This is a genomic window from Roseivivax sediminis (genome assembly GCF_900112685.1).
In the GTDB taxonomy this organism is placed as follows: Bacteria; Pseudomonadota; Alphaproteobacteria; order Rhodobacterales; family Rhodobacteraceae; genus Roseivivax; species Roseivivax sediminis.
This window is the reverse complement of sequence record NZ_FOMS01000002.1, coordinates 23507-46742: the sequence shown is the minus strand read 5'-3', so window position 1 is coordinate 46742 and position 23236 is coordinate 23507. Positions and strand designations below refer to the sequence as shown.

General features: G+C 66.0%; 27 protein-coding genes. 14 read left to right on the top strand and 13 right to left on the bottom strand.

Annotation, left to right across the window (positions count from 1 at the left end; genetic code table 11):
• Positions 1-91: 91 nt before the first annotated feature.
• Positions 92-664, bottom strand: coding sequence for a nucleotide exchange factor GrpE (locus F3H57_RS03345; RefSeq protein ID WP_149754477.1), 573 nt, complete (start codon positions 662-664; stop codon positions 92-94).
• Between the two features lie 9 nt (positions 665-673).
• Entirely contained in the window at positions 674-1738 is a 1065-nt protein-coding gene (gene hrcA / locus F3H57_RS03340; protein WP_149754476.1) for a heat-inducible transcriptional repressor HrcA, read from the bottom strand.
• Positions 1739-1849: 111 nt separating this feature from the next.
• On the opposite strand from hrcA, the gene rph reads away from it, so the two are divergent.
• From rph to hemW, 3 genes are read left to right on the top strand one after another with little or no spacing between them, the layout of a single operon-like run.
• A complete protein-coding gene (rph, locus tag F3H57_RS03335; RefSeq protein ID WP_149754475.1) occupies positions 1850-2563 on the top strand; it encodes a ribonuclease PH in 714 nt (237 codons plus the stop codon).
• Positions 2560-3171 (top strand): RdgB/HAM1 family non-canonical purine NTP pyrophosphatase, encoded by a 612-nt coding sequence (gene rdgB, locus F3H57_RS03330; protein ID WP_149754474.1) that lies wholly within the window; start codon positions 2560-2562, stop codon positions 3169-3171. The genes rph and rdgB overlap by 4 nt, the downstream gene beginning before the upstream one ends.
• The gene (gene hemW / locus F3H57_RS03325) at positions 3164-4318 is read left to right on the top strand and encodes a radical SAM family heme chaperone HemW (protein WP_149754473.1); all 1155 of its coding nucleotides are present in this window, start codon (positions 3164-3166) and stop codon (positions 4316-4318) included. Before rdgB ends, hemW begins: the two co-directional genes overlap by 8 nt.
• Before the next feature lie 3 nt (positions 4319-4321).
• On the opposite strand, the gene F3H57_RS03320 is transcribed toward hemW, so the two are convergent.
• The 7 genes from F3H57_RS03320 to F3H57_RS22740 form a co-directional block, all read right to left on the bottom strand.
• On the bottom strand, positions 4322-5233 hold the full coding sequence (locus F3H57_RS03320) for a ParB/RepB/Spo0J family partition protein (RefSeq protein ID WP_149754472.1): 912 nt from the start codon (positions 5231-5233) through the stop codon (positions 4322-4324).
• A gap of 16 nt (positions 5234-5249) precedes the next feature.
• Complete coding sequence (locus F3H57_RS03315) at positions 5250-6059, bottom strand: ParA family protein (protein ID WP_149754471.1); 810 nt, start codon at positions 6057-6059, stop codon at positions 5250-5252.
• Entirely contained in the window at positions 6052-6672 is a 621-nt protein-coding gene (gene rsmG, locus F3H57_RS03310) for a 16S rRNA (guanine(527)-N(7))-methyltransferase RsmG (protein ID WP_149754470.1), read from the bottom strand. Before rsmG ends, F3H57_RS03315 begins: the two co-directional genes overlap by 8 nt.
• Positions 6669-8537, bottom strand: a complete 1869-nt coding sequence (gene mnmG / locus F3H57_RS03305; RefSeq protein WP_149754469.1) for a tRNA uridine-5-carboxymethylaminomethyl(34) synthesis enzyme MnmG — start codon at positions 8535-8537, stop codon at positions 6669-6671. The genes rsmG and mnmG overlap by 4 nt, the downstream gene beginning before the upstream one ends.
• A 13-nt stretch (positions 8538-8550) precedes the next feature.
• Positions 8551-9837: a tRNA uridine-5-carboxymethylaminomethyl(34) synthesis GTPase MnmE gene (gene mnmE / locus F3H57_RS03300; RefSeq protein WP_149754468.1), complete on the bottom strand. Its 1287-nt coding sequence runs from the start codon at positions 9835-9837 to the stop codon at positions 8551-8553.
• 10 nt (positions 9838-9847) lie between these two features.
• Complete coding sequence (gene rho, locus F3H57_RS03295) at positions 9848-11119, bottom strand: transcription termination factor Rho (RefSeq protein WP_149754467.1); 1272 nt, start codon at positions 11117-11119, stop codon at positions 9848-9850.
• Positions 11120-11234: 115 nt separating this feature from the next.
• Positions 11235-11360, bottom strand: a complete 126-nt coding sequence (locus F3H57_RS22740) for a hypothetical protein (RefSeq protein ID WP_262504485.1) — start codon at positions 11358-11360, stop codon at positions 11235-11237.
• A gap of 318 nt (positions 11361-11678) precedes the next feature.
• Between F3H57_RS22740 and F3H57_RS03290 the strand changes: the two genes are divergently transcribed.
• From F3H57_RS03290 to dnaQ, 4 genes are read left to right on the top strand one after another with little or no spacing between them, the layout of a single operon-like run.
• Entirely contained in the window at positions 11679-12278 is a 600-nt protein-coding gene (locus tag F3H57_RS03290; RefSeq protein WP_149754466.1) for a Maf family protein, read from the top strand.
• On the top strand, positions 12275-13117 hold the full coding sequence (locus F3H57_RS03285; protein ID WP_149754465.1) for a shikimate dehydrogenase: 843 nt from the start codon (positions 12275-12277) through the stop codon (positions 13115-13117). Before F3H57_RS03290 ends, F3H57_RS03285 begins: the two co-directional genes overlap by 4 nt.
• The gene (gene coaE / locus F3H57_RS03280) at positions 13114-13695 is read left to right on the top strand and encodes a dephospho-CoA kinase (RefSeq protein WP_149754464.1); all 582 of its coding nucleotides are present in this window, start codon (positions 13114-13116) and stop codon (positions 13693-13695) included. Before F3H57_RS03285 ends, coaE begins: the two co-directional genes overlap by 4 nt.
• A gap of 1 nt (position 13696) precedes the next feature.
• The gene (gene dnaQ, locus F3H57_RS03275) at positions 13697-14383 is read left to right on the top strand and encodes a DNA polymerase III subunit epsilon (RefSeq protein ID WP_149754463.1); all 687 of its coding nucleotides are present in this window, start codon (positions 13697-13699) and stop codon (positions 14381-14383) included.
• 1 nt (position 14384) lies between these two features.
• On the opposite strand, the gene secB is transcribed toward dnaQ, so the two are convergent.
• Entirely contained in the window at positions 14385-14915 is a 531-nt protein-coding gene (gene secB / locus F3H57_RS03270; RefSeq protein ID WP_149754462.1) for a protein-export chaperone SecB, read from the bottom strand.
• Between the two features lie 89 nt (positions 14916-15004).
• Complete coding sequence (locus F3H57_RS03265; protein WP_149754461.1) at positions 15005-15532, bottom strand: FxsA family protein; 528 nt, start codon at positions 15530-15532, stop codon at positions 15005-15007.
• 105 nt (positions 15533-15637) lie between these two features.
• Between F3H57_RS03265 and F3H57_RS03260 the strand changes: the two genes are divergently transcribed.
• Genes F3H57_RS03260 through F3H57_RS03250 form a run of 3 tightly spaced genes read left to right on the top strand, consistent with a single transcriptional unit; the run spans position 15638 to position 17960 of the window.
• A complete protein-coding gene (locus tag F3H57_RS03260; RefSeq protein WP_149754460.1) occupies positions 15638-16297 on the top strand; it encodes a Tim44/TimA family putative adaptor protein in 660 nt (219 codons plus the stop codon).
• Positions 16294-17355 (top strand): murein transglycosylase A, encoded by a 1062-nt coding sequence (gene mltA / locus F3H57_RS03255; protein WP_149754459.1) that lies wholly within the window; start codon positions 16294-16296, stop codon positions 17353-17355. Before F3H57_RS03260 ends, mltA begins: the two co-directional genes overlap by 4 nt.
• Positions 17352-17960, top strand: a complete 609-nt coding sequence (locus tag F3H57_RS03250; protein WP_149754458.1) for a Smr/MutS family protein — start codon at positions 17352-17354, stop codon at positions 17958-17960. The genes mltA and F3H57_RS03250 overlap by 4 nt, the downstream gene beginning before the upstream one ends.
• A gap of 6 nt (positions 17961-17966) precedes the next feature.
• Here the strand turns inward: F3H57_RS03250 and F3H57_RS03245 are convergent, their stop codons facing one another.
• Positions 17967-19208, bottom strand: a complete 1242-nt coding sequence (locus tag F3H57_RS03245) for an MFS transporter (protein WP_149754457.1) — start codon at positions 19206-19208, stop codon at positions 17967-17969.
• A gap of 191 nt (positions 19209-19399) precedes the next feature.
• On the opposite strand from F3H57_RS03245, the gene tspO reads away from it, so the two are divergent.
• Complete coding sequence (tspO, locus tag F3H57_RS03240; RefSeq protein ID WP_149754456.1) at positions 19400-19867, top strand: tryptophan-rich sensory protein TspO; 468 nt, start codon at positions 19400-19402, stop codon at positions 19865-19867.
• 79 nt (positions 19868-19946) lie between these two features.
• On the opposite strand, the gene F3H57_RS03235 is transcribed toward tspO, so the two are convergent.
• Positions 19947-20150, bottom strand: coding sequence for a hypothetical protein (locus F3H57_RS03235; RefSeq protein ID WP_149754455.1), 204 nt, complete (start codon positions 20148-20150; stop codon positions 19947-19949).
• A 237-nt stretch (positions 20151-20387) separates the two neighbouring features.
• On the opposite strand from F3H57_RS03235, the gene F3H57_RS03230 reads away from it, so the two are divergent.
• The 3 genes from F3H57_RS03230 to F3H57_RS03220 all read left to right on the top strand — a co-directional run bounded on the left by F3H57_RS03230 (position 20388) and on the right by F3H57_RS03220 (position 23234).
• Positions 20388-21305 (top strand): hypothetical protein, encoded by a 918-nt coding sequence (locus tag F3H57_RS03230; RefSeq protein ID WP_149754454.1) that lies wholly within the window; start codon positions 20388-20390, stop codon positions 21303-21305.
• Between the two features lie 82 nt (positions 21306-21387).
• Entirely contained in the window at positions 21388-22338 is a 951-nt protein-coding gene (locus F3H57_RS03225; RefSeq protein ID WP_149754453.1) for an AAA family ATPase, read from the top strand.
• Positions 22335-23234 carry a DUF58 domain-containing protein gene (locus F3H57_RS03220; protein ID WP_149754452.1) on the top strand — a complete coding sequence of 300 codons (900 nt, stop codon included), beginning with the start codon at positions 22335-22337 and terminating at the stop codon, positions 23232-23234. Before F3H57_RS03225 ends, F3H57_RS03220 begins: the two co-directional genes overlap by 4 nt.
• The last annotated feature ends 2 nt before the right edge of the window (positions 23235-23236 follow it).

The following is a 23236-nucleotide window of genomic DNA, read 5'->3' as shown; positions in this document are numbered from 1 at the left end:
GGTCCTGGTTTCATCTGCCCGAAAATATCCCGGGGGAGGCGCCGCAGGCGACGGGGGCAGCGCCCCCCCGGTGCGCCCGGACGGATCACGATCACGACGCCGGGGTTGAACTCACGCCCACCTGCGCCGGACGCAGCAACCGGTCGTGCAGCATGAAGCCGACCACGGAAACCTGGATGATGTCGCCCGCCTTCGTGCCCGGCACCGGCGCCTCGAACATCGCCTCGTGCAGCTTGGGATCGAACCTATCGCCCACTTCCGGCGCGATCTCTTCGATACCGTGCTTGTGGAAGACGTTGGAGAGCTCTTTCAGCGTCAGCTCCACGCCTTCGATCAGCGCCGCGTTGGACTCGCCCTCGGTCTCGCCGGCGGCAGCCAGTGCCCGGCCGAGATTGTCGTACACGGGCAGCATGTCGCGGGCGAGCCGCGTGCCGCCGTAATTCTCGGCGTCGCGACGTTCCTTGTCGGCGCGCTTGCGGGCATTCTCCGCGTCGGCCAGCGCGCGCATGAAGCGGTCACGCAATTCGTCGCGCTCCGCACGCAGCGATTCGAGTTCATCCGCTTCGAGCGCCGCGGCATCGGGCTCCTCGGTCTCGTGGGCGCGCGCCTCGGCTTCGGCGGCTTCCACGTCATCGAGAAAATCGTCGTTCTTCGGGTCTGCCATGGTCATCCTTTAGCTGCGGTCGGATATGAGCTTGCCGACCAGCTGTGCCGTATAGTCCACGATCGGCACGATGCGCCCGTAATTGAGCCGCGTGGGGCCGATGACCCCCACCGCGCCGATGATCTTTCGGTCCGCGTTCATATATGGAGACACGACCAGAGAGGAACCGGAAAGCGAGAAAAGTTTGTTCTCCGAGCCGATAAAAATCCTCACCCCGTCGCCTTCCTGCGTCAGATCGAGGAATTCGGCGATATCCCGCTTGCGTTCGAGATCGTCGAAAAGCTCCCTGATCCGATCGAGTTCCTCGGCCTGACCCTCCTGACTCAGCAGATTGGCGCGGCCCCGCACCAGCAACCGTTCGGGCGCCTGCCCGTCCTCGGACCATGCGGCGAGGCCCGAATCGACCAGGTCTCGCGCCAGCGCGTCGATCTCCTGCCGGCGGGAGGTGATCGCTTCCCCCATTTCGCGGCGGATCTCGGACAGGGTCTTGCCCTCGATCAACGCGTTGAGGAAGTTCGCCGCCTCGCGCATCGACGATGGGGTCTGGCCGGGCGGAGGCGTGAACACGCGGTTCTCCACGTGCCCGTCCGAGAACACCAGCACCACCAGCGCGCGGTCGGGCGCGAGGCTGACGAACTCGATATGCCGGATTGGCGCCTCGTGTTTAGGAGTTAGCACCAGGGATGCGCCCTGCGTCACCCCCGACAGCGCCGATCCCACCCGTTCCAGAAACCCCGGGACGTCGTCGGTGTTCGATCCGAGCGTGGCGTCCAGCTTCTCGCGGTCGTGATGGCCGAGATCGCGCACCTCCAGCAGACCGTCGACGAAAAGCCGGAGACCTAGCTGCGTCGGAATGCGTCCGGCGCTGATATGCGGCGAATTCAGCAGGCCGAGATATTCGAGGTCCTGCATGACGTTGCGGATCGTCGCCGCCGACACCTTCTCGGACAGGGTCCGGGTGAGGCTGCGAGATCCGATCGGTTCCCCGGTTTCCAGATAGCCTTCGACAACCCGGCGAAATACCTCGCGCGAGCGGTCGTTCATCTGGTCGAGGAGGCGGCTTCCGTCGGTCATCCTTCGTCTCCGGCGGCCATTCAAGGCGAGTGTCCGGGCAGCGTCAATCGCCCTTGGCACCCCTGCTCCGCTTCGTTAAGTCCGCGAGCGACAGACAAGCGGGAGAGTGCAATGCGGCCTTCGGGACGGAACCTAGACGAGATGCGCGACGTGTCCATCGAGACCGGCGTGACCAAGCATGCCGAAGGGTCCTGCATGATCCGCGTGGGCGACACGCATGTGCTGTGCACCGCGACGATCGAGGATCGCGTGCCGCCGTTCATCAAGGGCTCGGGCCTTGGCTGGGTGACGGCGGAATACGGCATGCTGCCGCGCTCCACAACCTCGCGCATGCGGCGCGAGGCGACGGCCGGCAAGCAGGGTGGCCGCACGGTCGAGATCCAGCGGCTGATCGGCCGTTCGCTGCGTGCCGGGGTCGACCGCGTTGCCCTGGGTGAACGGCAGATCACCGTCGATTGCGACGTGATCCAGGCCGACGGCGGCACCCGCTGCGCCTCGATCACCGGCGGATGGGTCGCGCTGCGGATGGCCGTGAACGCGCTGATGAAGGCCGGCGACGTGATCAGCGATCCGCTGGTCTCTCCGGTCGCGGCGGTGAGTTGCGGGATGTATGCCGGTCAGCCGGTGCTCGATCTCGACTACGCCGAAGACAGCGAGGCCGGCGTCGACGGCAATTTCATCCTGCGCGGCGATGGACGGCTGATCGAGGTGCAGATGTCGGCCGAAGGCGCGACCTTCTCCCGTTCCGAGCTCGACCGGCTCGTGGAATTGGCGGAAAAGGGAGTCGGCGAGCTGGTCGCGGCGCAGCAGGCGGCGCTGGCATGAGCAAGGGCATCGGCGGCGACACGCTCCTGATCGCGACGCACAATCGCGGCAAGCTCGAGGAGATGGAAGCGCTGCTCGCGCCGCACGGGGTGCACGTCGTCGGGGCCGCGGACCGGGACCTGCCGGAGCCCGAAGAGACCGGGACCACGTTCGTGGAGAACGCCCGGATCAAGGCCCATGCCGCCGCCAGCGCGACGGGCCTGCCGGCCCTCGCCGACGATTCGGGGATCGAGATCGACGCCCTGGACGGAGCGCCCGGCGTCTACACCGCCGACTGGGCCGAGACGGGGTCGGGGCGCGATTTTGTCATGGCGATGAAGAAAACCCATGCCCGCCTCGTCGAAATAGGCGCAACGGAACCCTGGAGCGCGCGTTTCTGCTGTACCCTCGTCCTCGCCTGGCCCGATGGCAGCGACGCGGTCTTTCCCGGCGTCATGGAGGGGCGCGTGGTTTGGCCGATGCGCGGCGACCAGGGGCACGGCTACGATCCTATCTTCCAGCCGGAGGGCTACGACCTGACCTTCGCAGAGATGGATCGCTGGAAGAAGAACGAGATCAGCCATCGCGCGGACGCGATGCGCAAGTTCGTGTCGGCGATCTTTGGCTGAGGATTGGCAAGCCGGCGGCTTCGGGCTCTACCTGCATTGGCCTTTCTGCGAGGCCAAGTGCCCCTATTGCGACTTCAACTCGCACGTCGTTCGTGAAATCGATGAGGCACGCTGGGGTGCCGCCTTCGAGGCGGAAATCGCGCGTGTAGCCCGGCGGACTGGGCCACGTCGGCTGGATACTGTCTTCTTCGGGGGCGGCACGCCGAGCCTGATGTCGCCCGAACTGGTGGACAGGATCCTGACCGCGGTGCGCCAGGGCTGGGACCTTTCGCCGGAAGCCGAGATCACGCTCGAAGCCAACCCGCGTTCCGTCGAGGCCGGCCGATTTCGCGGCTTCGCAAGTGCCGGAGTGAACCGGCTGTCGATGGGCCTCCAGGCACTGAACGATTCCGACCTGCGGCGCCTGGGCCGGCTGCATTCGGTTGCGGAGGCCCGCGCCGCCTATGACGTGGCCCGCGACATCTTTCCGCGGGTGAGCTTCGATCTGATCTACGCCCGGCAGGACCAGGATCTTGCGGCCTGGGAGGCGGAACTGCGCGAGGCGCTGTCCATGGCGGTCGATCATCTCTCGCTTTACCAGCTGACCATCGAACAAGGCACCGCATTCTGGGACCGCGCCAGAACCGGGACGCTGCGCGGGCTGCCGGACGAGGACCTGTCCGCGGATCTCTACGACAGGACGCAGGAAATCTGCGATGCGGCGGGACGCCCGGCCTACGAAGTGTCGAACCATGCCATGCCGGGGGCGGAATCCCGCCATAACCTGGTATATTGGCGCTACGGAGATTACGCCGGCATCGGCCCCGGCGCGCATGGTCGGCTCACTCTTGAGGGTGAGAAGCGCGCCACAGCCGGATGGCGCAATCCGGGCGCCTGGCTGGAGAAGGCAGAGACAGGCTGCGGCGACCGGGTCGACGATCCCGTCGCGCCGCTTGACCAGGTCGGCGAATACCTGATGATGGGCATGCGCCTTCTGGAAGGCATAGATCTGGATCGCTGGGAAGGCCTCGCGCCGGGAAGCGTGCCCCAGGACCGGATCATCGACATGCAGGAAATGGGGGTGTTGGAGCGTCGCGGGCCCCGGCTGCGCGCCACCACCAGGGGGCGTCTTGTGCTGAACGCCGTGGTGACCGAGCTCCTGCCCTGACCGTCAGCGCCCCGATCCGAGGATCGCGCACAGGGCATCCAGCTGTTCCAGCGTATCGTAGCCGATCACCATCCGCCCCGCTTCATCCCCCGGCTTGTGCTCCAGGCTGACCTTCATCCCGAGCGCCGCCGAGAGATCCCCTTCCAGAGCCTTGGTGTCGGCATCCTTCTCGAGCCGCATATCATGGCGGCCGCGTTTCTTCAGCTGCGGGCTCTCTTCGCCACCGATCCTGGCGAGTTTCTCCGTGTCCCGCACCGATAGTTTCTTGTCGACGACGCGACGGGCCAGCGCAGAGGGATCCTGCGCCGTTATCAGGGCGCGTGCATGGCCTGCGGAAAGATCCCCACCGCTGACCAAGGCCTGAACATCCTCGGGAAGATTGAGCAAGCGCAGCAGATTTGCGATGTGACTGCGGCTCTTGCCGAGCGCTTCGGCCAGCTTTTCCTGCGTGTGCCCGAACTTGAACATCAGTTGCCGGTAACCGGCCGCTTCCTCAATGGCGTTGAGGTCGGCGCGTTGGATGTTCTCGATGATCGCAACCTCGAGAACCTCGGTGTCGGTGAACTCGCGCACCAAGGCCGGCATCTCGTGGAGATTGGCCAGTTGGGCCGCGCGCCAGCGCCGTTCCCCGGCCACGATTTCGAACATATCCGCTGCGTCGGGCTTCTGACGGACGATGATCGGCTGGATCACGCCCTTGGCGCGGATCGAGGCGGCAAGCTCGGTCAGTTGTTCCTCGGTGAAAGTGCGCCGCGGCTGGTCCGGGTTGGGAACGATGTTCTCGATCGGAATAAGCCGGTCGGCGCGTCGGGGCGCCTCCTGCGGCGCCTCCGTCTGCGGCGCCGGCTCCACATCCGCCATCAGCGCGGAGAGACCGCGGCCCAGGCCGCGGCGAGTTTCGCGTTTGTCTGCCATCTGCTCGTTCCTCTTCTCAGGCCGCGAGTTTTGTGTTCTTTTTGAGGAGTTCCGCGGCCAGTGTCCGATAAGCGGAGGCGCCTTTCGACTGGCTGTCATAGGCGAGGACCGGCATGGCGTAGGAAGGGGCTTCGCTAACGCGAACATTCCGCGGGATCACGGTGTCGAACACGAGATCACCAAGGTTTGCGCGGGCATCCGCCTCTACCTGTTGCGACAGGTTGTTGCGGGCGTCGTACATGGTCAGGACCACGCCCTCGATCCGGAGGTCGGGATTGGCCGATTGGCGGACCTCCCGAATCGTCAGCATGAGCTGGGAGAGACCTTCGAGGGCGAAGAACTCCGACTGCAGCGGGACGAGCACGGAATGCGCCGCCACCATGGCATTCACCGTCAGGAGGTTCAGGGAAGGCGGACAATCGATCAGGATGTAATCGTAGCCGAAGCTGTCGAGGGCCGGCTGGCGCAGCGCATCATGCAGCAAAAAGCTGCGCTTCTCGTTTGAATACAGTTCGATGTCGGCACTGCTGAGATCGATGGTCGCCGGGATCAGGGCAACACCGGGCGTTTCGGTCTTGCGAATGACATCCTCGAGAGCGACGTCATCGAGCAGGAGTTCGTATGTCGTGTATTGCCGCTCATCGGGTTCGATCCCGAGGCCGGTCGACGCATTACCCTGCGGATCGAGATCGACGATCAGGACATTGAGCCCCTGTTCGGCGAGTGCGGCACCGAGATTGATCGTCGTCGTCGTTTTCCCGACGCCCCCCTTCTGGTTGGCAATCGCGATGATCTTCGGACCTTCCAGGCGGGTCGGATCAGACATGGGCGACATCTCCAATCTGAAGGATTACGGCATCAGGGTGTGTTTCACTTGTATGCGCGGTCACCGAAAAAGACCATCTGGCACGCGCCTCCGCCACCTCTTTTTCCCACGTCGCACCCTTCGGGAACAGAGCGGTTCCGCTAGGGGCCAAGTGGCGTTCGGTCAGATCCAGGAGGGTGGACAAATCCGCGAGGGCGCGCGCACTCAGTACGCTGCTGGCCAGCGGTGCCAAGGATTCCGCCCGCTCGGTGACGACACTAACGGAAAGACCCGTTTCCCGTATGGCCGTACGCAGGAAGGCGGACTTTCGTTGGTCCGATTCGACGAGAGTGAAGGTAGTAGCGGGGCGATCCTCCGCCGCGAGGATGGCGCAAACGAGCCCCGGAAAGCCCGCTCCGGTTCCGAGATCCGCCCAACTCGCCGCAGCAGGAGCGAGAGCGAAGAGTTGTGCGGAATCCGCGATGTGCCGGCTCTCCAGAACCGGGAGGGTCGAGCGAGCAACGAGATTGATGCGGGGAGACCACTTGCGGACGAGCTTGGCGTAGATGGCGAGCCGCTCCGATGTTTCACGTGAAACAACGGGACGCCCTGCCCCGGTGCGGATCTCGTTCATGCCGATTTCGACTGAGCAACCTGGCGGAGCCGCGACAGGATCAGCGTCATGGCCGCCGGAGTCATGCCGTCGATCCGTCCGGCCTGTGCCAGATTGACCGGACGCGTCGCCGTCAGTTTCATCTTCAATTCGTTCGACAACCCGTTCAGGGCCTGAAAATCGAAATCCAGCGGAATTTGCGTCTCCTCTTCACGCCGGAGAACGGCCACGTCCTGTTTCTGCCGCTCAATGTAATTTGCGTAGATCGCATCGTTCTTGACCTGCGCTCGAATCTCGGGCGTCACATTCCCGAGCTCCGACGCCGCACCGACCAACTGGTCGAACGTCGTTTGCGGAAAAGCCAGAAGATCCATCCCGTTGCGACGACTGCCATCCTGGGCAACTTCGATCCCGAGCCCTCGCACCTCTTTCGGTGTAAGGTTCATCGATTCCAGGAGTCCTCGCGCTGCACCCAGCGCCTCCATCTTCCGCTCGAACACTGTCCGCCGGGTCTCGCCAACACATCCGGCCTTCAGCCCGACAGGCGTCAATCTCTGGTCCGCGTTATCCGCGCGCAGAGAAAGACGGAACTCAGCGCGAGACGTGAACATCCGGTACGGTTCGACAACGCCGCGAGTGGTCAAATCATCGATCATCACACCGATATAGCTGTCGGCCCGACTGAACGTCACAGGATCGCCGCCCCGAGCGGCCTGCGCCGCGTTGAGTCCGGCAACCACACCCTGCGCCGCGGCCTCTTCGTAGCCCGTCGTGCCATTGATCTGACCGGCCAGGAACAGGCCCTCGCAATCCCTGACCCTGAGGGTCAGGTCCAGCGCCCGCGGATCGACGTAGTCATACTCGATTGCGTAGCCCGGTTGTTCGATCCTCGCAGTTTCGAGACCGACCACAGAATGCACGTAATCCTCCTGAACGCTCGGAGGCAGCGACGTCGAAATCCCATTGGGATAAACGAGATACGTGTTGAGCCCTTCCGGTTCGAGGAAGATCTGGTGCGATTCCTTGTCCGCAAAGCGCACCACCTTGTCCTCTATGGATGGGCAGTAACGCGGCCCCACGCCATCGATCCGACCGCCATACATCGCCGAACGATGGAGGTTCTCCTTGATGATCTCGTGCGTCCTCCCGTTCGTGTGAGTGATGGCGCAGGAGACCTGGCGGGCGGCGGGTGCGCCCGACAGGAAGGAAAAGAGGACCGGATTGTCGTCGCCCGGCTGTCGCTCCAGTCTGTCCCAATCTATCGTCCGGCCATCGATCCGAGGCGGCGTGCCCGTTTTCAACCGACCCAGTGGCAGCCCGAGCGCATCGATCCGCGCTGCCAGGCGCTCCGATGCCTTATCGCCCATGCGCCCACCGGATCGACGCTCATCCCCGACATGAATGACCCCGCGCAGGAACGTCCCGGTGGTCAGGACAACCGCTCGCGTCGTGATCCGACTCCCATCCGCAAGAATCACACCCGTCACACGACCGCTATCCATATCCAGGTCGACAACCTCGCCCGACACGATATCGAGCAGCGGCTGCGCTTTCATCTCCGCCAGCATGGCCGCGCGATACAACTCTCGATCCGCCTGCGCTCGTGGTCCCTGTACGGCGGGGCCCTTTCGGCGATTGAGGAGCCTGAACTGAATGCCGGCCCGATCCGCGACTCGCCCCATGACACCGTCGAGCGCATCGATCTCGCGGACCAGATGTCCCTTGCCGAGGCCTCCGATCGCCGGGTTGCAAGACATCACGCCGATGCCGCTCTCGGACATCGTCACGAGCGCCGTTCGTGCGCCCATCCGGGCGGACGCGTGCGCGGCATCCGCTCCGGCATGTCCGCCGCCGATCACGATCACGTCGTAGGCTTCATGTTTCACGTGAAACACTCCATCACTTGCCGAGACAGAAGCTCGAGAAGATTTCGTCGAGCACCGAGTCCACGTCCACACGACCTATCACCGAATCCAGGCGCCGAATCGCGGATCGGAGCTCTTCCGCCCCGATATCATACATCTCCGGCCCTTGCCTCACCACGTCGGCGGCGGCCCGGAGCCGCTCGATGCCATGGGTCATGGCCAGCCGGTGACGCTCTCGCGTGACAAGGCCGGCGCCAGCCGCTCGATCCACGAGTGCCGCACGGATATCCGAGACAACGCGCTCAATCCCCTGCCCCGTCCTCGCGGATATACCTTTCCCGTCGCCGGTGAGGTCGGCTTTCGTCCTGTAAGACAGGTCTCCGGGACGTGCTGCAATGTCATCCGGCGCTTCGTCCTGCTCAGACAGGAATACGCGCAAATCCGCTCTTTCCGCGCGATCCCGGGCGCGGGCCACGCCCAGTGCTTCGACTCTGTCCTCCGTCTCCCGAAGCCCCGCCGTGTCCAGAATTGTCACGGCCAAGCCTCCAAGGTCGATCCGGACCTCGATCACGTCGCGCGTCGTTCCCGCCACTTCGGACGTGATCGCTGCATCGCGTCCCGCAAGCGTATTCAGCAAGGTCGACTTGCCCACGTTCGGTGCACCGACAATCGCGATCTCGAACCCGGACCGTACCCGCTCCGCGCTCTCGAATCCTCGTACCTCCGTTTCGAGGGCGTGCTGAACGCGGTCGATCAGTTCGATCACCTCCGGCGAAACATCCGTCGGAACCTCCTCGTCGGCAAAGTCCATCACGGCTTCCAGCAAGGATGCCGCCCGCACGAGATCCGCGCGCCACCTGGCCACCTTGTCACCCAAGGCCCCGGCAAAAACCCGCAATGCCTGCTGTCGTTGCGCCTCGGTCTCGGCTTCGATCAGATCAGCCAGAGCCTCGACCTGGGCCAGGTCGAGGCGCCCGTTTTCCATGGCGCGCCGTGTGAACTCCCCGGGCTCTGCCGGTCGCAATCCGGACTCCGCGGCCAGCTCCTTCAGCACCGCCTGCACGATCGCTGCCGAGCCGTGCAAATGCAGCTCCACCGATTCCTCGCCGGTAAAGCTGCGCCCTGCTTCAAAAGCCAGCACCAGCGCTTCGTCCAGAAAGCCGCCGCCATGATCGTGCAAGCGCCTCAAACCGGCCTGGCGTGGCGCCGGCAGGGTTCCCGCCAGCGCCCGCCCGGCAGACCAGGCAGCCGGTCCCGATATTCGAACCACAGCCACGCCCGCCTTCCCCGGCGCGCTGGCCAGGGCAAAGATCGTGTCCATGGCGCCTCGCTCAGGTGTTCATCGAATCGAAGAACTCGGAGTTCGTCTTCGTCTGTTTCAACTTTGAGATCAGGAACTCGATCGCATCCGTGGTCCCCATCGGGTTGAGGATCCGCCGCAGCACGAAGGTCTTCTGCAGGTCGCCCTTGTCGACGAGCAGCTCCTCCTTTCGCGTGCCAGATTTGAGGATGTCCATTGCCGGGAACACCCGCTTGTCCGCGACCTTGCGGTCCAGCACGATCTCGGAGTTGCCCGTGCCCTTGAATTCCTCGAAGATGACCTCGTCCATCCGGCTGCCGGTGTCGATCAGAGCGGTGGAGATGATGGTCAGCGATCCGCCTTCCTCGATGTTCCGCGCGGCCCCGAAGAACCGCTTCGGCCGCTGCAGGGCGTTCGCATCGACACCCCCGGTCAGGACCTTCCCGGACGACGGCACCACCGTGTTGTACGCACGTCCAAGTCTTGTGATCGAATCCAAAAGGATCACAACATCTCGCTTGTGCTCCACGAGCCGCTTGGCCTTCTCGATCACCATCTCGCTCACCGCCACGTGACGCGTCGCCGGCTCGTCGAAGGTGGAGGAAATCACCTCCCCCTTCACGGAGCGCTGCATGTCGGTGACCTCCTCGGGCCGCTCGTCGATGAGCAGCACGATCAGGTAGCATTCGGGATGGTTGCGCTCGATCGACGTCGCGATGTTCTGCAGCAGCACCGTTTTACCGGTCCGCGGCGGCGCCACGATCAGCGACCTCTGGCCCTTCCCGATCGGCGCGACCAGGTCGATGATCCGCGCGGAACGATCCTTCACCGTGGGATCGTCGAGCTCCATCTGTAGCCGCTCATCGGGATAGAGCGGCGTCAGGTTGTCGAAGGCAATCTTGTGCCGCGCCCGCTCGGGATCCTCGAAATTGATCTGACCGACATCTATCAGGGCAAAGTATCGCTCCGCCTCTTCCGGCGCGCGGATCTGACCCTCGACACTATCGCCGGTCCGCAGCGAGAATTTCCGGATCATCTCCGGCGACACGTAAATGTCGTCCGGTCCCGGAAGATAGTTCGCTTCGGGCGAGCGCAGGAATCCGAACCCGTCCTGCAGCACCTCCAGCACTCCGTCCCCGTAGATGTCCCATCCCTCGTCCGCGCGCTCGCGCAGGATCTGGAACATCATCTCGCCTTTCCGCATGGTCGAGGCATTCTCGATCTCGAGCTCCTCGGCCAGCGCCAGGAGGGCCTTCGGGCTTTGCGCCTTCAGATCGGACAGGTTCAGCTTCTCGAGGTTCATCCGGGTACTCCCATGCCGGCGCGGGTGCGGCATGCCATGGTGTCTGCCGCAGGGGTGTGCGGCGTCTCTGATCATCGTTCAACGGGATGGTGCGCTCTCGGACGAGAGGCTGAGGTCACATAGGCGTAATGCCGAGCGGAGTCAATCGAACGACCCGCAACACCTTCTTCAATACCATTTTAAAGAAAGGATGATTTGGATAGTAGGGGCCGCCCGCCTTGTGGATTTCGAAACCGCCCATCGGCTTCTCCCCAACCCGGAGCTTCTGAGGACAAGTCTCTGGAGAAATTCATGCAAACACGGCCGTCTGACAATATTATCCAATTAATCCAGAAAGATGAGTGTCCGCCCGTGATCCAGGGGCCTGTGGATTTCTTTTGCCTGACGACAGTGAAGCCCTGTTGTTCACAGGCGCTGATTTATCCTCTCCACGTCGGGATGCCGGCGGGAGGCACGGTGCACGTCCGGGCGAGTCCTCCCCCGACTTGCATCGCCTCGCGTCTTTCCCCAGAACCGCGCCCAGACCTTACCGCGATTTACCAACCGGGTTGTCCCCAAGATGTCGTTCGATCTCGTCCTCGCATCAGGTTCGATCACGCGCTCGGAGATGCTGAGGGCAGCTGATGTGCCGCACCGCACCGCCCCTGCGCGAATCGACGAACCCGCGATGCGTGCGGGGCTCGAGGCCGAAGAGGCCACGCCGCGCGACATTGCCGATGCGCTCGCGGAGATGAAGGCGCAGAAGGTTGCCGGACGGGAGCCGTCGGCCAGCGTCCTGGGATGCGACCAGGTGCTCGCGCTGGACGGCCGTGTCCTGGGCAAGCCCGGGAGTCGGGAGGACGCACGCGCGCAATTGCTGGAGCTGCGCGGCCGCCGTCACCAACTGCTCTCGGCTGCGGTGCTTTACGAGGACGGTGCGCCGACCTGGCGTCACGTGGGCACCGCCACGCTGACGATGAGGGCGTTCTCTGAGGATTACCTCGACAGCTATCTCGACCGCGCCTGGCCGGATGTCGCCAGCTCGGTCGGTGGCTACAAGCTGGAGGCCGAGGGCGTTCGTCTCTTCGCCCGTGTCGACGGCGATCACTTCACCATCCTCGGGCTGCCGCTCTTGGAGTTTCTGAACCACCTCGTCCTGCGCGGAGATCTTCCGGGATGACTGACAGCGCCCCTGCCCGCATCCCGCTCGCGGCCGTGATCGGGCATCCGATCGCCCATTCCCGGTCTCCGCGCCTGCACGGCTACTGGCTGCGCAAGCACGGCTTGCCGGGGCATTACATCCCGCTCGATATCGCGCCGGAGGCGCTGGATCGGATCGTGCGCACCCTGCCCGAGATGGGCTTCGTCGGCGCCAACGTGACGATCCCCCACAAGGAAGCGATCTGCGAGATCGCCGACACGGTCACGGAGCGCGCGAAGCTCGTCGGGGCGGCGAACACGCTGGTCTTTCATGAGGATGGCACGATCGAGGCCGACAATACGGACGGATACGGCTTCATCGCCAACCTGCAGCATTGTGTGCCGGACTGGCGGGGCGATACGGGCGCGGCCGTGGTGCTCGGTGCTGGTGGTGCCGCGCGTGCGGTGCTGGCGGCGCTTCTGGATGCCGGCGTGCCGGAGGTCCGGCTCACCAACCGGACCCGGGACCGGGCCGAGCGGTTGGCCGACCTATTCGGGTCGCGGGTTCGCGTGGTCGATTGGGACCAGGCCGGCAACGCTCTCGGCGAGGCACGGCTGGTGGTCAACACGACCTCGCTCGGCATGGTCGGCCATCCGGAGCTGAGCGTGCCGCTGAACGGGATCGGGCCGGGGACGGTGGTCAACGATCTCGTCTATGCCCCGCTCGAAACCCGGCTCCTGCGCGTTGCGGCGGACCGGGGGGCGACGGTGGTCGACGGGCTCGGCATGCTGCTGCACCAGGCGGTGCCCGGCTTCGAACGCTGGTTCGGAGTCCGGCCCGAGGTCGACGACGAGACCCGCGACGCGGTGTTGCGATGACCTTCAAGCTCGGTCTCACCGGCTCCATCGGCATGGGAAAATCGACCACCGCCTCGATGTTCGCGGAGCGTGGTTGTGCCGTCTGGGATGCGGATGAAGCCGTTCATCGGCTCTACGCGGCCGGCGGTGCTGCCGTTGCCCCGCTCGGCGCGCGGTTTCCCAACGCGATCGAGAAGGGTGCCGTCTCCCGCCCGGCGCTGCGCCGCCTCATCGACGCCGATCCCGATGCCCTCAGCGAGATCGAGTCCATCGTGCATCCGCTCGTCCGCAACGACCGCGCCCGCTTCGCCGAGGAGACGGGGGCGCCTGTCGCCGTGTTCGACATCCCGCTTCTTTTCGAGACCGGATCGGACGTCGAGATGGACGCCACCGCCTGCGTCGACGTTTCACGTGAAACGCAGGCCGAGCGGGTGCTCGCCCGCGGTACGATGACGCGCGCGCAGTTTGAGGCGATCCGGGCCAAGCAGTTGCCCAACGAAGAGAAATGCGCCCGCGCGGATTTCGTCATCGACACCACCTCGCTTGAGAGTGCCGCCCGGGACGTGCAAGCTGTGCTCGACCAGATCGGAAGGTTCTGAGATGCGCGAAATCGTTCTCGACACCGAAACCACCGGCTTCGATCCCGAACAGGGCGACCGGATCGTGGAGATCGGCGCGGTCGAGCTGTGGAACCACGTCGCCACCGGCCAGACATTCCACAAGTACATCAACCCCGAACGCGGCATGCCGCAGGAGGCATTCGAGGTGCACGGCCTCGGCGACGATTTCCTGCGCGACAAGCCCGTCTTCGCGCAGATCGCGGACGAGTTCCTGACCTTTGTGGGCGACGCCAAGATCGTCATCCACAACGCGGCCTTCGACATGAAATTCCTGAACGCGGAGCTGGGCTGGCTGAAAAAGCCTCAATTGCCGTGGGAGCAGGCCGTCGACACCCTGGCCATCGCCCGCGCGAAGTTCCCCGGCTCGCCTGCCTCTCTCGACGCACTCTGCCGGCGGTTTGCGATCGACAATTCGTCGCGCACGCTGCATGGCGCGCTTCTCGACAGCGAGATCTTGGCCGAGGTCTACCTGGAGCTGATCGGCGGCAAGCAGCCCGATTTCGCGCTGTCGACCGACACGTCCGGCGCCGCGGCGGGCCAGTCCGACAACTGGCGCCCGCGCCCGCGTCCAACGCCTTTGCCGCCGCGAATCACGGAAAAGGAAAAGGCGGCTCACGCCGCCTTTGTCGATGCACTGGGCGAAAACGCCCTCTGGTCACGGCTCTGAGTCAGGCCTGGCCCTGCGTTTCGGTCGGCTGAGTGGCTGCCTGCGCCTGCTGACGGCGCTGGATCTCCGAACGGTAGAGCTGGACGAAGTCGATCGTCTCGAGGTTCAGTGGCGGGAAGCCGCCGTCTCGCGACAGGTCCGCCACGATGCGGCGCACGAACGGGAAGAGCATCCGCGGGCATTCGATCAGCAGGAAAGGATGCAGCTGGTTTTCCGGCACGTTCTCGATGTGGAAGATGCCGGCATAGTCGATTTCCATCAGGAACAGCTGGTCGCCGGATTCCTTGGCCTTGCTGTCGACCTTCAGCTTCATCACCACTTCGTACTGGTGCTCGGTCTGACGCTTCTTGGCGTCAAGGTTCACCTGCACCTGCACATCCGGTTGGGCATTTCCCGATGAGCCCTTCTGCGCGAGAATGTTCTCGAACGACATGTCGCGGATGTACTGCGCGAGGACGTTCATCTTGATCTGCGGCGTCTGTTCCGGCGCGGCGGCGCCGTTTTCCGGCGGATTGGTACTGGTATCGCTCATCACGGGGCTCCCTGAGACATCTTCGCAAGAGCCTTAGCAAGGCGGGCAGAACATTAGCAAGCCGGCCGCGGCCCGCGGCGGGCCGCTTTTCAGTGCTTTGTCCAACCCGATCCGGGATGCGTCGGCTGCTTGTTCGGCGGCGGAGAGACGTCCTCGTATTCCGCCTCGATGATATCGTCCCCGGGCGGCGTTCCGGGGCGGTTCGGGTCGCGCCCTGGGTGCGGCTGGCGGCGGCGCGGGTCGCCTGCCCCGCCCATCTCGAACCGGCGCATCTTCACATGCCGCGAAGCATGGCGCATGACCATCTTGCGCACCGGCGGCATAAGCAGCGAAAAGCCGACCGCGTCGGTGAAGAAACCGGGCGTGAGCAGCAGCGCCCCGGCGATCAGGATCATCGCACCGTGGGCGATGGGCTCCGTCGGATCCGAAAGTTCGTTGAACGACCGGCGGATGTCATTCATCGCCATCGCGCCCTGCGACCGGACCAGCCAGGTGCCGATCAATGCCGTCAGGATCACGATCCCGAGCGTCGGCCAAAGCCCGATCAGGCCGCCGATCTGGATGAACAACGCGATTTCCACCAGGGGAACCGCCAGAAACGCTACGAATAGCCACATGGGGACGACCTCCACTCCGATGGGCGGGCCGGTAGACTTGGCCGCGCCCAACGCCTACATAAGGCCGAAGTTCGCCGCTTTCCATGCACCCGACGTGAGGCCTTGATGAATTCCCCCATGTTGCAGTTACTTGTCCTGGCGGGGATCGCCGTCTTCCTCATCCTGCGCTTGAAAAACGTGCTCGGTACCCGCGAAGGCTACGAGAAGCCGCCCGCACCGCCGTCGAGCGGCAAGACCGCCGACCGCCGCGGCTTCGAGGTGATTGAGGGCGGGCCGGATCGCGATATCGTCGATCATGTCCCCGAGGGCAGCGAGTCCGCCAAGGCACTGGCGAGGATGAAGCAACTGGAGCCGTCCTTCGGCGTCGCCGACTTCCTGTCGGGCGCCCGCGGCGCCTACGAGATGATCCTGATGGCGTTCGAACGCGGCAAGCTCGAAGAGATCCAGCCCTATCTCGCGCCCGACGTCTACGAGAGCTTCGCGGAAGTCGTGCATGCGCGCGAGGAACAGGGGCTGACCATCGAGGCGGAGTTCGTGGGTGTGCGCGAGACCACGCTCACCGAGGCGACGCTCGACCCTGATTCGCAGCTGGCGGAGATCACCGTGCGGTTCGTCGGCGAATTGACGCAGGTGGTGAAGGATCGCGACGGTACGATCGTGGAAGGCAGTTCCAGTCAGATCAAACGGCAGAAGGATCTCTGGACCTTCGCCCGGACCATGGGCAGCGACGATCCCAACTGGCAGTTGGTCGCCACGGGGGAATGAGGCTTCGGGCGGCGCTCCTCGCGGGGCTCTGGGCAATGGCCGCCCCGCCCGCGCCCGGCTCCGAACCCGGGGAGCCGGAGGCTCCGCATCACGAGATCCTCGGTTACTCGGATCTGGACGGGTGGGCCGAGGACGATCACGCCGCCGCCCTCGACACCTTCCTGAACACCTGCCGGGATCTGCGAGATCCGGACTGGCGGGCGCTCTGCTCCGCCGCGGCGGATCACCGCGACGACGCGCGACAGTTCTTCGAGCTTTTCTTTCGCCCGGTGCGCATCACCCATGGCTCCGAGGAGGCGCTGTTCACCGGCTATTTCGAACCCGAGCTCGACGGCGCGCCGCACGCCTCCCCGACCTATCGCTACCCGGTCTATCGCAAGCCGCCCGAGGTGCAGGACGACACGCCCTGGCTGACGCGACGGGACATCCTGTCCTCCCCGGTCATGGTCGGTCGCGAGCTCGAGATCGCCTGGGTCGACGACCCGGTGGAGCTGTTCTTCCTGCAGATCCAGGGCTCGGGGCGCATCCGGTTTCCCGACGGAAGCGTGGTCCGTGTCGGCTACGGCGGGTTTAACGGGCACGATTACCGCTCCATCGGTCAGGAACTTATCCGCCGCGGCACGCTTGAGCCGCACGAGGCCTCGGCCGAGGTCATCGGCAACTGGGTCCGCGACAACCCCGGCGAGGGCGAGGAGCTTCTGATGCACAACCCCTCCTACGTGTTCTTCCGCGAGGTCAGCGAGGTGCCGGCCGACAAGGGTCCGCTCGGGGCGATGAACCGGTCCATCACGCCGATGCGCAGTATCGCCGTCGATCCCGATTACGTCCCGCTCGGCGCCCCTGTGTGGATCGAGAAGGAGGGCGGAGGACCGCTGAACCGCCTGATGGTCGCGCAGGATACCGGGTCTGCCATCCAGGGCGCGCAGCGCGCCGACATCTTCGTCGGCACGGGATCGGCCGCCGGGGCACAGGCCGGAACCTACCGCGATCCCGGCCGGATGGTGGTTCTGCTGCCGATCCAGCGCGCCTACGCCCTGTTGCCGGAAGCGGTGCAATGAAGGGGCGCCGCCCGCGCCGCGACGAAGTGGAGCTCTGGAATCAGGTGGCCCGCACGGCGAAGCGGCTGCCGGGCCAGAGCGGCAGCCCGACGCGCAACCAGGTCCCCGGCCCGAAGACGGTGCAACGTCCCCTGACCCACGATTCCACGTCGCCGACGCCGAAGGAGCCGCCCCGCTTCCGGATCGGGGAACGGGCGCGGTCGGCAAATTCGGTATCACTGCCGCAATCGACCTCGGATCGGCTGTCGGAAAGCCGGGTCGACATGGATTCCAAGGCCTACGGGCGGCTCAAACGCGGCAAGCTCGCGCCCGAGGCGCGCATCGACCTGCATGGCATGACGCTCGACGAAGCCCATCCCGCGCTGATGGGCTTCATCCTCTCGGCGCAGGCCAAGGGACTGCGGCTCGTCCTGGTGATCACCGGCAAGGGTCAGCGGGAGGATCCCTACGATCCGATGCCGCGCCGGCGGGGGGTGCTGAAGACGCAGGTGCCGATGTGGCTGCGCGCGCCGCCCCTCGGCGCGATGGTGCTCCAGGTCTCCGAGGCGCATATCAAGCACGGCGGTCAGGGCGCCTACTACGTTTACCTTCGCCGTCGGCGCTGAGGCGCCCTAGCCTGCCGGCTCCTCGACGCGCGGGATGCCGGAACGGCGGCGCACCAGCGCGAGCCCTGCAAGGATCGCCGCCACCGCGCAAGCGAAATAGACGGCGACGCCAAGGTACTGCGCCTCGATCCCGATGCCGAGGTCGATCAGCACCCCGGTCAGCCCCGGTCCGATGGCGGTGCCGAACACCATGATGGCCGTGCCCATCGACTTGATCGCGCCGAGGTGCCGCGTGCCGAAGAACTCCGCCCAGAGCGCGTTCGGCAGCGTCGCCTGCATTCCTTGCGTCATGCCCAGCAACACCAGTCCGGCGGCCGCCGTCCAGAGCGCATCGCCGGCCCCGAAGAACAGGAAGGCAAGGATCGACGGCACGAGATAGACCGGCAGCACCCGCGCCGTGCCGAACCGGTCGATCGCGCCGCCCGACAGCATCATCGACCCGACCGTGACCAGCGTAAAGAGCGGCATGAAGCTGACGAACTCGATCAGGTGCCAGCCCTTCACCTCCACGAAATGCACCTGCTGGAAGAAGAGCGCGGTCCCGAAGGCCGGCGGCCCCAGTAGCGCCGGCCCCATCAGCCAGAAGAACGGGTGCCGGAGCACCTCGCCGCGCTTCCAGTGCCGCCCTTCCATGCCGGTGGCGTCGCTCTCGGCCGCGTGGCTCTGCGGCGTCCGCTCGGTCCGCAGAAGCACCAGCAGCAGCGGTACCCCGAGGATCGTGATGCCTGCCGCGATCACCCACAGCATCCGCCAGTCCATCAGCGGCAGCAGCGCCACGAAGATCACCGGCAGCACCGCCTGCCCCAGCGTCACGCCCAGCCCCGCGACCGACAGCGCCCGCCCCCGCGCGGCGACGAACCAGCGCGACATCGACACCATGGCGATGAGCCCCATCATCCCCTGCCCGAAGAAGCGCAGCGCAAGGATCGCCACCGGCAGCATCCAGGCCGACGTGGTGCCTGCCATCGCGAGACAGGCCAGCGCCAGGCACACCAGCCCGATGCCCCCCAGCGCCCGCGACCGGAACCGGTCGGTCAGGCCCCCGGCCCCGATCATCAGCATCGCCGAGACCGTGGTCCCGAGCGAATAGATCCCGCCCCAGGCGCCGTGGCTGAGATCGAAGGCCGCGCGGATGTCCCCGGCGAAGACCGAGATGAAGAAGGTCTGCCCGAAGCTCGACAGGAAGGTCAGCAATCCGCCGGCCAGCAGCCACCGGGCATTGTCGCGAAGGAAGGACAGAAGCGGCATGATCTTCCAATCTGCCGGTCCCCGGACGGGTTCAAGCGGAAACCGCCTTTGCAGGGATTGATGCGGGCTGTGTCCCCTGCCCCGATGCGTGCGGCGGCGCGTGAGCGCCACCCGAAGTCGCGGATTCAGGACGTTGATTGCCGGACCGGGCGTGGCTTGATCGCTCTTGTCGTTCGGGCTAGCTCAACTGCATGATATGGATCGTTTTCGTGATCTTCCTGGCGGCCTGTGTCGCCGCCGGCACCACCGGCGCGATCTTCCCGCCGGGGGAATGGTATCGCCAGTTGTCGAAACCGGCCTGGACGCCGCCCGACTGGCTGTTTCCCGTCGCATGGACCACGCTGTACATCTGCATGGCGGCGGCCGGTGCGCGCGTGGCGATGCTGGACGACAACGCCGTCGCGATGGCCCTGTGGGCGCTTCAGATCGCGCTCAACACGCTCTGGACACCGATCTTCTTCGGACTGCACCGGATCCGCGTCGGCATGGTCGTGCTCGGCGCGCTCTGGCTCGCGGTAGCCGCCTGCATGATCGCGCTGTGGCGGCTCGACACGATCGCCGGCATTCTGTTCGTGCCGTATCTCGGCTGGGTCAGCGTCGCTTGTGCGCTCAACGCCTCCATCCTGCGCCGCAATCCACGCGGCGGCACCGCCGCCTGACAGCTTCCGCGGTTGTTTCGGCTGCCCTCCGGCACCCGAATCCTCGCAAGGCAAGCCCCGGGATCCAACGTGCCGGCGATCAGATCTTGCGTTCCGCGGTCCGGGCGTCGCGGCAGGCCCAGCTGGCGATACGGTAACCGGGATGCGCGCCGACCCAGCGGGCCAGTTCGGGCTGCGCGCCCATCAGGCATTGACGCGGTGTCACGTCGGTGAACATCAAGCTGCGTTCCCGACATTCGTCGGGAGCCGAGGCGAGACAGGCGATGAAGACGAGTTCGATCATGCAAACCTCCGAGGATTGATACTCTGTCACGTCAACGCACCCTACGCCCAGAGGTCTTAAGACCCTTTCCGACCGGCGGGCGCTCTATGCTGCAACGCAGCGAAGCGCCCGGAATCTGATCGTTCCGAGGCGCATTGCCCAGCAGGTTCGCAGTGCGTGTGCGGCACCGTGCCGCCGATCTCACGAGTGGACGGCTACCCTCCGCCCCCTATCCTTGGTCGAACAGGGAGGAAGCCGATGCTGCGATCCGTGCTGGCCCTTGTCTTTCTGATGTCCACGGCCTCCGACGCCGCGAGCGGGCGCGACACCGTCCTGCAGATGGCGCGCAAGGGTTGGGTCTACGAGCTGCGGACCACGATGATCGGGCGCGACATGTCGATCCCGGTGCGCATCAACGGCCGTGACATGGCGGGTGCGGCCATCTGCGTCGTCGGTGAGGCGCCGAATCGGCAGACGCGCGCCGTGCTGGACGAATTCCGCGCGCTGATGCGGGACGCCTCGGGAAAGACGCTGCCGATGCGCTATGCAGGGCCCTCCGCGCGGGCTTGCGGAACCGGGCGTACGGTGATCCTGCGGCTCTATTCCCGGCGGCCGCCGAATGCCGCCCTGACCGACGATCTGCACTGGATGAACGAGGTCCTGAAACTCGGCCTGCCCACGGGACGCAGCTACATGGCGGTCTCGCCGGCAATGGCGCAGACCTTCTTCGGCCGACGTGGCTCCGGCACGCACCTGATGGTCAAGCAGGCCGCGTCAAACGCGGTCACACGGACCGAACGGGCGTTCTACCGTTCCATCCTCATTGAGGAGCTGTTCCAGTCCTTCACCTTCGGTATGGACATCCTGCATTTCGACCGCGATGCCGCCTTCCTGTCGAAGCTCGAGGAATATCCCACCAACCTGATGGATCTGCCCTGGGAAAGCCGGATGTTCATGGAGGGGATCCTGAACTCCAACCCGACGGGCCTCTGCGCCTTCGACGTGTTCATGCTGCACGCGGTGGCGTCCTCCCCGGTGGAGGAAACGAACGACGCCGCCTTCCTCGACTTCATCGATGCGCGGTACGAGGCGCTGACGGACCGGACGCGGACCACACTGGCGAATGCCGATTTCGAGATGTTGTTCGATCCAGAATGTGTGATCCCCTTCGACTGAGACCTTGGGCTGTCTTTGTGGGACCGAGTTTGCCGGTCTAGGCTGCAGATCAGGGGCCCGTCCTGCGGCCGAGGGAGGAGACATGGTTCAGGTGACGGCGCCGCCCGGTGTGGCGGATCTCTCGGCGTATCTGGGGCAGGGACTCGTCGGGCACGAGGTGCTGATCGAGCGACTGCTGATCGGGCTTCTGGCCGGAGGGCACCTGCTGGTGGAGGGTGCGCCCGGCCTTGCCAAGACCCGCGCGGTCAAGTGGCTGGCGCGCGCGGTCGATGGCGGGTTCGCCCGGATCCAGTGCACGCCCGACCTGATGCCCTCGGACCTCACCGGCACGCCGGTGTGGCGGCCCGAGGACGGGCGATTCGAATTCGTGCCCGGTCCGGTCTTTCACAACCTCGTCCTGGTGGACGAGATCAACCGCGCCCCGCCCAAGGTGCAGTCCGCGCTGCTGGAGGCGATGGCCGAACGGCAGGTTACGGCGGGCGACACGACCCATCCGCTGCCCGACCCGTTCCTGGTGGTGGCCACCCAGAACCCGATCGAACATGACGGCACCTTCCCGCTGCCCGAGGCGCAGCTCGACCGTTTCCTGATGCACGTGCTGCTGGACCTGCCGGACGCCGCGACCGAGCGGCGCATCCTCGACATGGTGGAGGCCGAAGGGCAGGGCGATCCGGTGCCCGCGGCGCGGCTCGGCCTGTCCGATCTGAACGCGGCGAAGGCGGCGGCGATGGCGGTGCACCTTGCGCCGCCCTTGCGCGACTACATCGTCCGGCTCGTCACCGCGACGCGCTCTGCGCCCTTCGCGATTGAGATCGAGCACGCGGTCAGCCCGCGAGGGTCGCTCGCCCTTGCCGCGGCGGCCAAGGCGCGGGCCTACCTTCACGGCCGCGACCACGCGCTGCCCGAGGACGTGGCCGACGTGGCGGGCGACGCGCTCGCGCATCGGCTCGTGCTGACCTGGCGCGCGGTAGCGGAGGGGCGCACGCCGCGCGCGCTGGTTGCCGACATCCTCGACTCGGTGGAGCCGCTGTGAGTGCCGCCGCGCTCGACGCGCCGGGCGTGGCGCTGCGGGCCGAAGCGCTGATCGCCCTGCGGCGGCTGGCGCTCCGGCCCGGCGGGACGGTGCCGCTGTCGGCGCTGCCGGGGGGCTTCGTGACGAAGCGGCGCGGCCACGGGCAGGAGGTCGCGGACGTCCGGGTCTACGTGCCCGGCGACGACGTGCGCCACCTCGACCGGGGGGCCACCGCGCGCAGCGGGCGGCTGCATGTGCGCCGCTTCCAGGAGGAGCGCGATCGCGTCACGTTGCTGGTCGCCGACATGCGGCCGGCGATGCTCTGGGGCACGCGCCGCGCCTTCCGCTCCGTCGCCGCCGCCGAGGCGCTGACGCTCATCGGCTGGCGGGTGGTGGAGGAGGGCGGCCGCGTCGGCCTTCTGGCGCTGTCGGCCGGGGATCCGGTGGCGGTCCCCGCGCGGGGGCGCACACGGGGAATGCTGGAGGTAATCGGCGGGCTCGTGCGCGCGCACGAGGCGGCGCTGGCCCTGGCGCTGGCCGGCGCGCAAGACGATCCGCCGCTGGTCGCGGGGCTCTCGCGGCTCGAGCGGATCGCGCCGCGCGGGGCCGAGGTGGTGATCGCCTCGGGCTTCGACAGCGGCGGAGAGGGTCTTGCCGACCGGCTCGCGGCGCTGTCGCGGTACCGGGTGCCGCGCCTTCTGTCCGTCGGCGACGGCGCGACGCGGGACCTGCCGCGCGGCAGCTACCCGATCCGCCTGCCGGACGGCACCCGCCACCGCGCGCGCATTGCGGCTTCGGTCGGGTCCACGGACACCGCGACGATCGCCGGCGCGCCGGCGCTTCCCATCGACGCCGGCGCCTCGCCCGAGGACATCGCCCGCCTGATCGCCACCGCCTTTCCGCCGGAGCGGGTCTGAAC

Bases quoted from the DNA above. Each gene is read 5' to 3' on its own strand.
- F3H57_RS03265 (WP_149754461.1), bottom strand. From the start codon at position 15,532: ATGTGGCTATTCGTAGCGTTTCTGGCGGTTCCCCTGGTGGAAATCGCG.
- F3H57_RS03235 (WP_149754455.1), bottom strand. From the start codon at position 20,150: ATGATCGAACTCGTCTTCATCGCCTGTCTCGCCTCGGCTCCCGACGAA.
- mltA (WP_149754459.1), top strand. From the start codon at position 16,294: ATGAGGCTTCGGGCGGCGCTCCTCGCGGGGCTCTGGGCAATGGCCGCC.
- rdgB (WP_149754474.1), top strand. From the start codon at position 2,560: ATGAGCAAGGGCATCGGCGGCGACACGCTCCTGATCGCGACGCACAAT.
- tspO (WP_149754456.1), top strand. From the start codon at position 19,400: ATGATATGGATCGTTTTCGTGATCTTCCTGGCGGCCTGTGTCGCCGCC.
- F3H57_RS03290 (WP_149754466.1), top strand. From the start codon at position 11,679: ATGTCGTTCGATCTCGTCCTCGCATCAGGTTCGATCACGCGCTCGGAG.
- F3H57_RS03245 (WP_149754457.1), bottom strand. From the start codon at position 19,208: ATGCCGCTTCTGTCCTTCCTTCGCGACAATGCCCGGTGGCTGCTGGCC.
- F3H57_RS03250 (WP_149754458.1), top strand. From the start codon at position 17,352: ATGAAGGGGCGCCGCCCGCGCCGCGACGAAGTGGAGCTCTGGAATCAG.
- F3H57_RS03320 (WP_149754472.1), bottom strand. From the start codon at position 5,233: ATGGCAGACAAACGCGAAACTCGCCGCGGCCTGGGCCGCGGTCTCTCC.
- F3H57_RS03315 (WP_149754471.1), bottom strand. From the start codon at position 6,059: ATGTCTGATCCGACCCGCCTGGAAGGTCCGAAGATCATCGCGATTGCC.
- F3H57_RS22740 (WP_262504485.1), bottom strand. From the start codon at position 11,360: ATGGGCGGTTTCGAAATCCACAAGGCGGGCGGCCCCTACTATCCAAAT.
- mnmE (WP_149754468.1), bottom strand. From the start codon at position 9,837: ATGGACACGATCTTTGCCCTGGCCAGCGCGCCGGGGAAGGCGGGCGTG.
- hrcA (WP_149754476.1), bottom strand. From the start codon at position 1,738: ATGACCGACGGAAGCCGCCTCCTCGACCAGATGAACGACCGCTCGCGC.
- dnaQ (WP_149754463.1), top strand. From the start codon at position 13,697: ATGCGCGAAATCGTTCTCGACACCGAAACCACCGGCTTCGATCCCGAA.
- F3H57_RS03260 (WP_149754460.1), top strand. From the start codon at position 15,638: ATGAATTCCCCCATGTTGCAGTTACTTGTCCTGGCGGGGATCGCCGTC.
- F3H57_RS03345 (WP_149754477.1), bottom strand. From the start codon at position 664: ATGGCAGACCCGAAGAACGACGATTTTCTCGATGACGTGGAAGCCGCC.
- F3H57_RS03285 (WP_149754465.1), top strand. From the start codon at position 12,275: ATGACTGACAGCGCCCCTGCCCGCATCCCGCTCGCGGCCGTGATCGGG.
- F3H57_RS03230 (WP_149754454.1), top strand. From the start codon at position 20,388: ATGCTGCGATCCGTGCTGGCCCTTGTCTTTCTGATGTCCACGGCCTCC.
- secB (WP_149754462.1), bottom strand. From the start codon at position 14,915: ATGAGCGATACCAGTACCAATCCGCCGGAAAACGGCGCCGCCGCGCCG.
- rph (WP_149754475.1), top strand. From the start codon at position 1,850: ATGCGGCCTTCGGGACGGAACCTAGACGAGATGCGCGACGTGTCCATC.
- rho (WP_149754467.1), bottom strand. From the start codon at position 11,119: ATGAACCTCGAGAAGCTGAACCTGTCCGATCTGAAGGCGCAAAGCCCG.
- rsmG (WP_149754470.1), bottom strand. From the start codon at position 6,672: ATGAACGAGATCCGCACCGGGGCAGGGCGTCCCGTTGTTTCACGTGAA.
- F3H57_RS03225 (WP_149754453.1), top strand. From the start codon at position 21,388: ATGGTTCAGGTGACGGCGCCGCCCGGTGTGGCGGATCTCTCGGCGTAT.
- coaE (WP_149754464.1), top strand. From the start codon at position 13,114: ATGACCTTCAAGCTCGGTCTCACCGGCTCCATCGGCATGGGAAAATCG.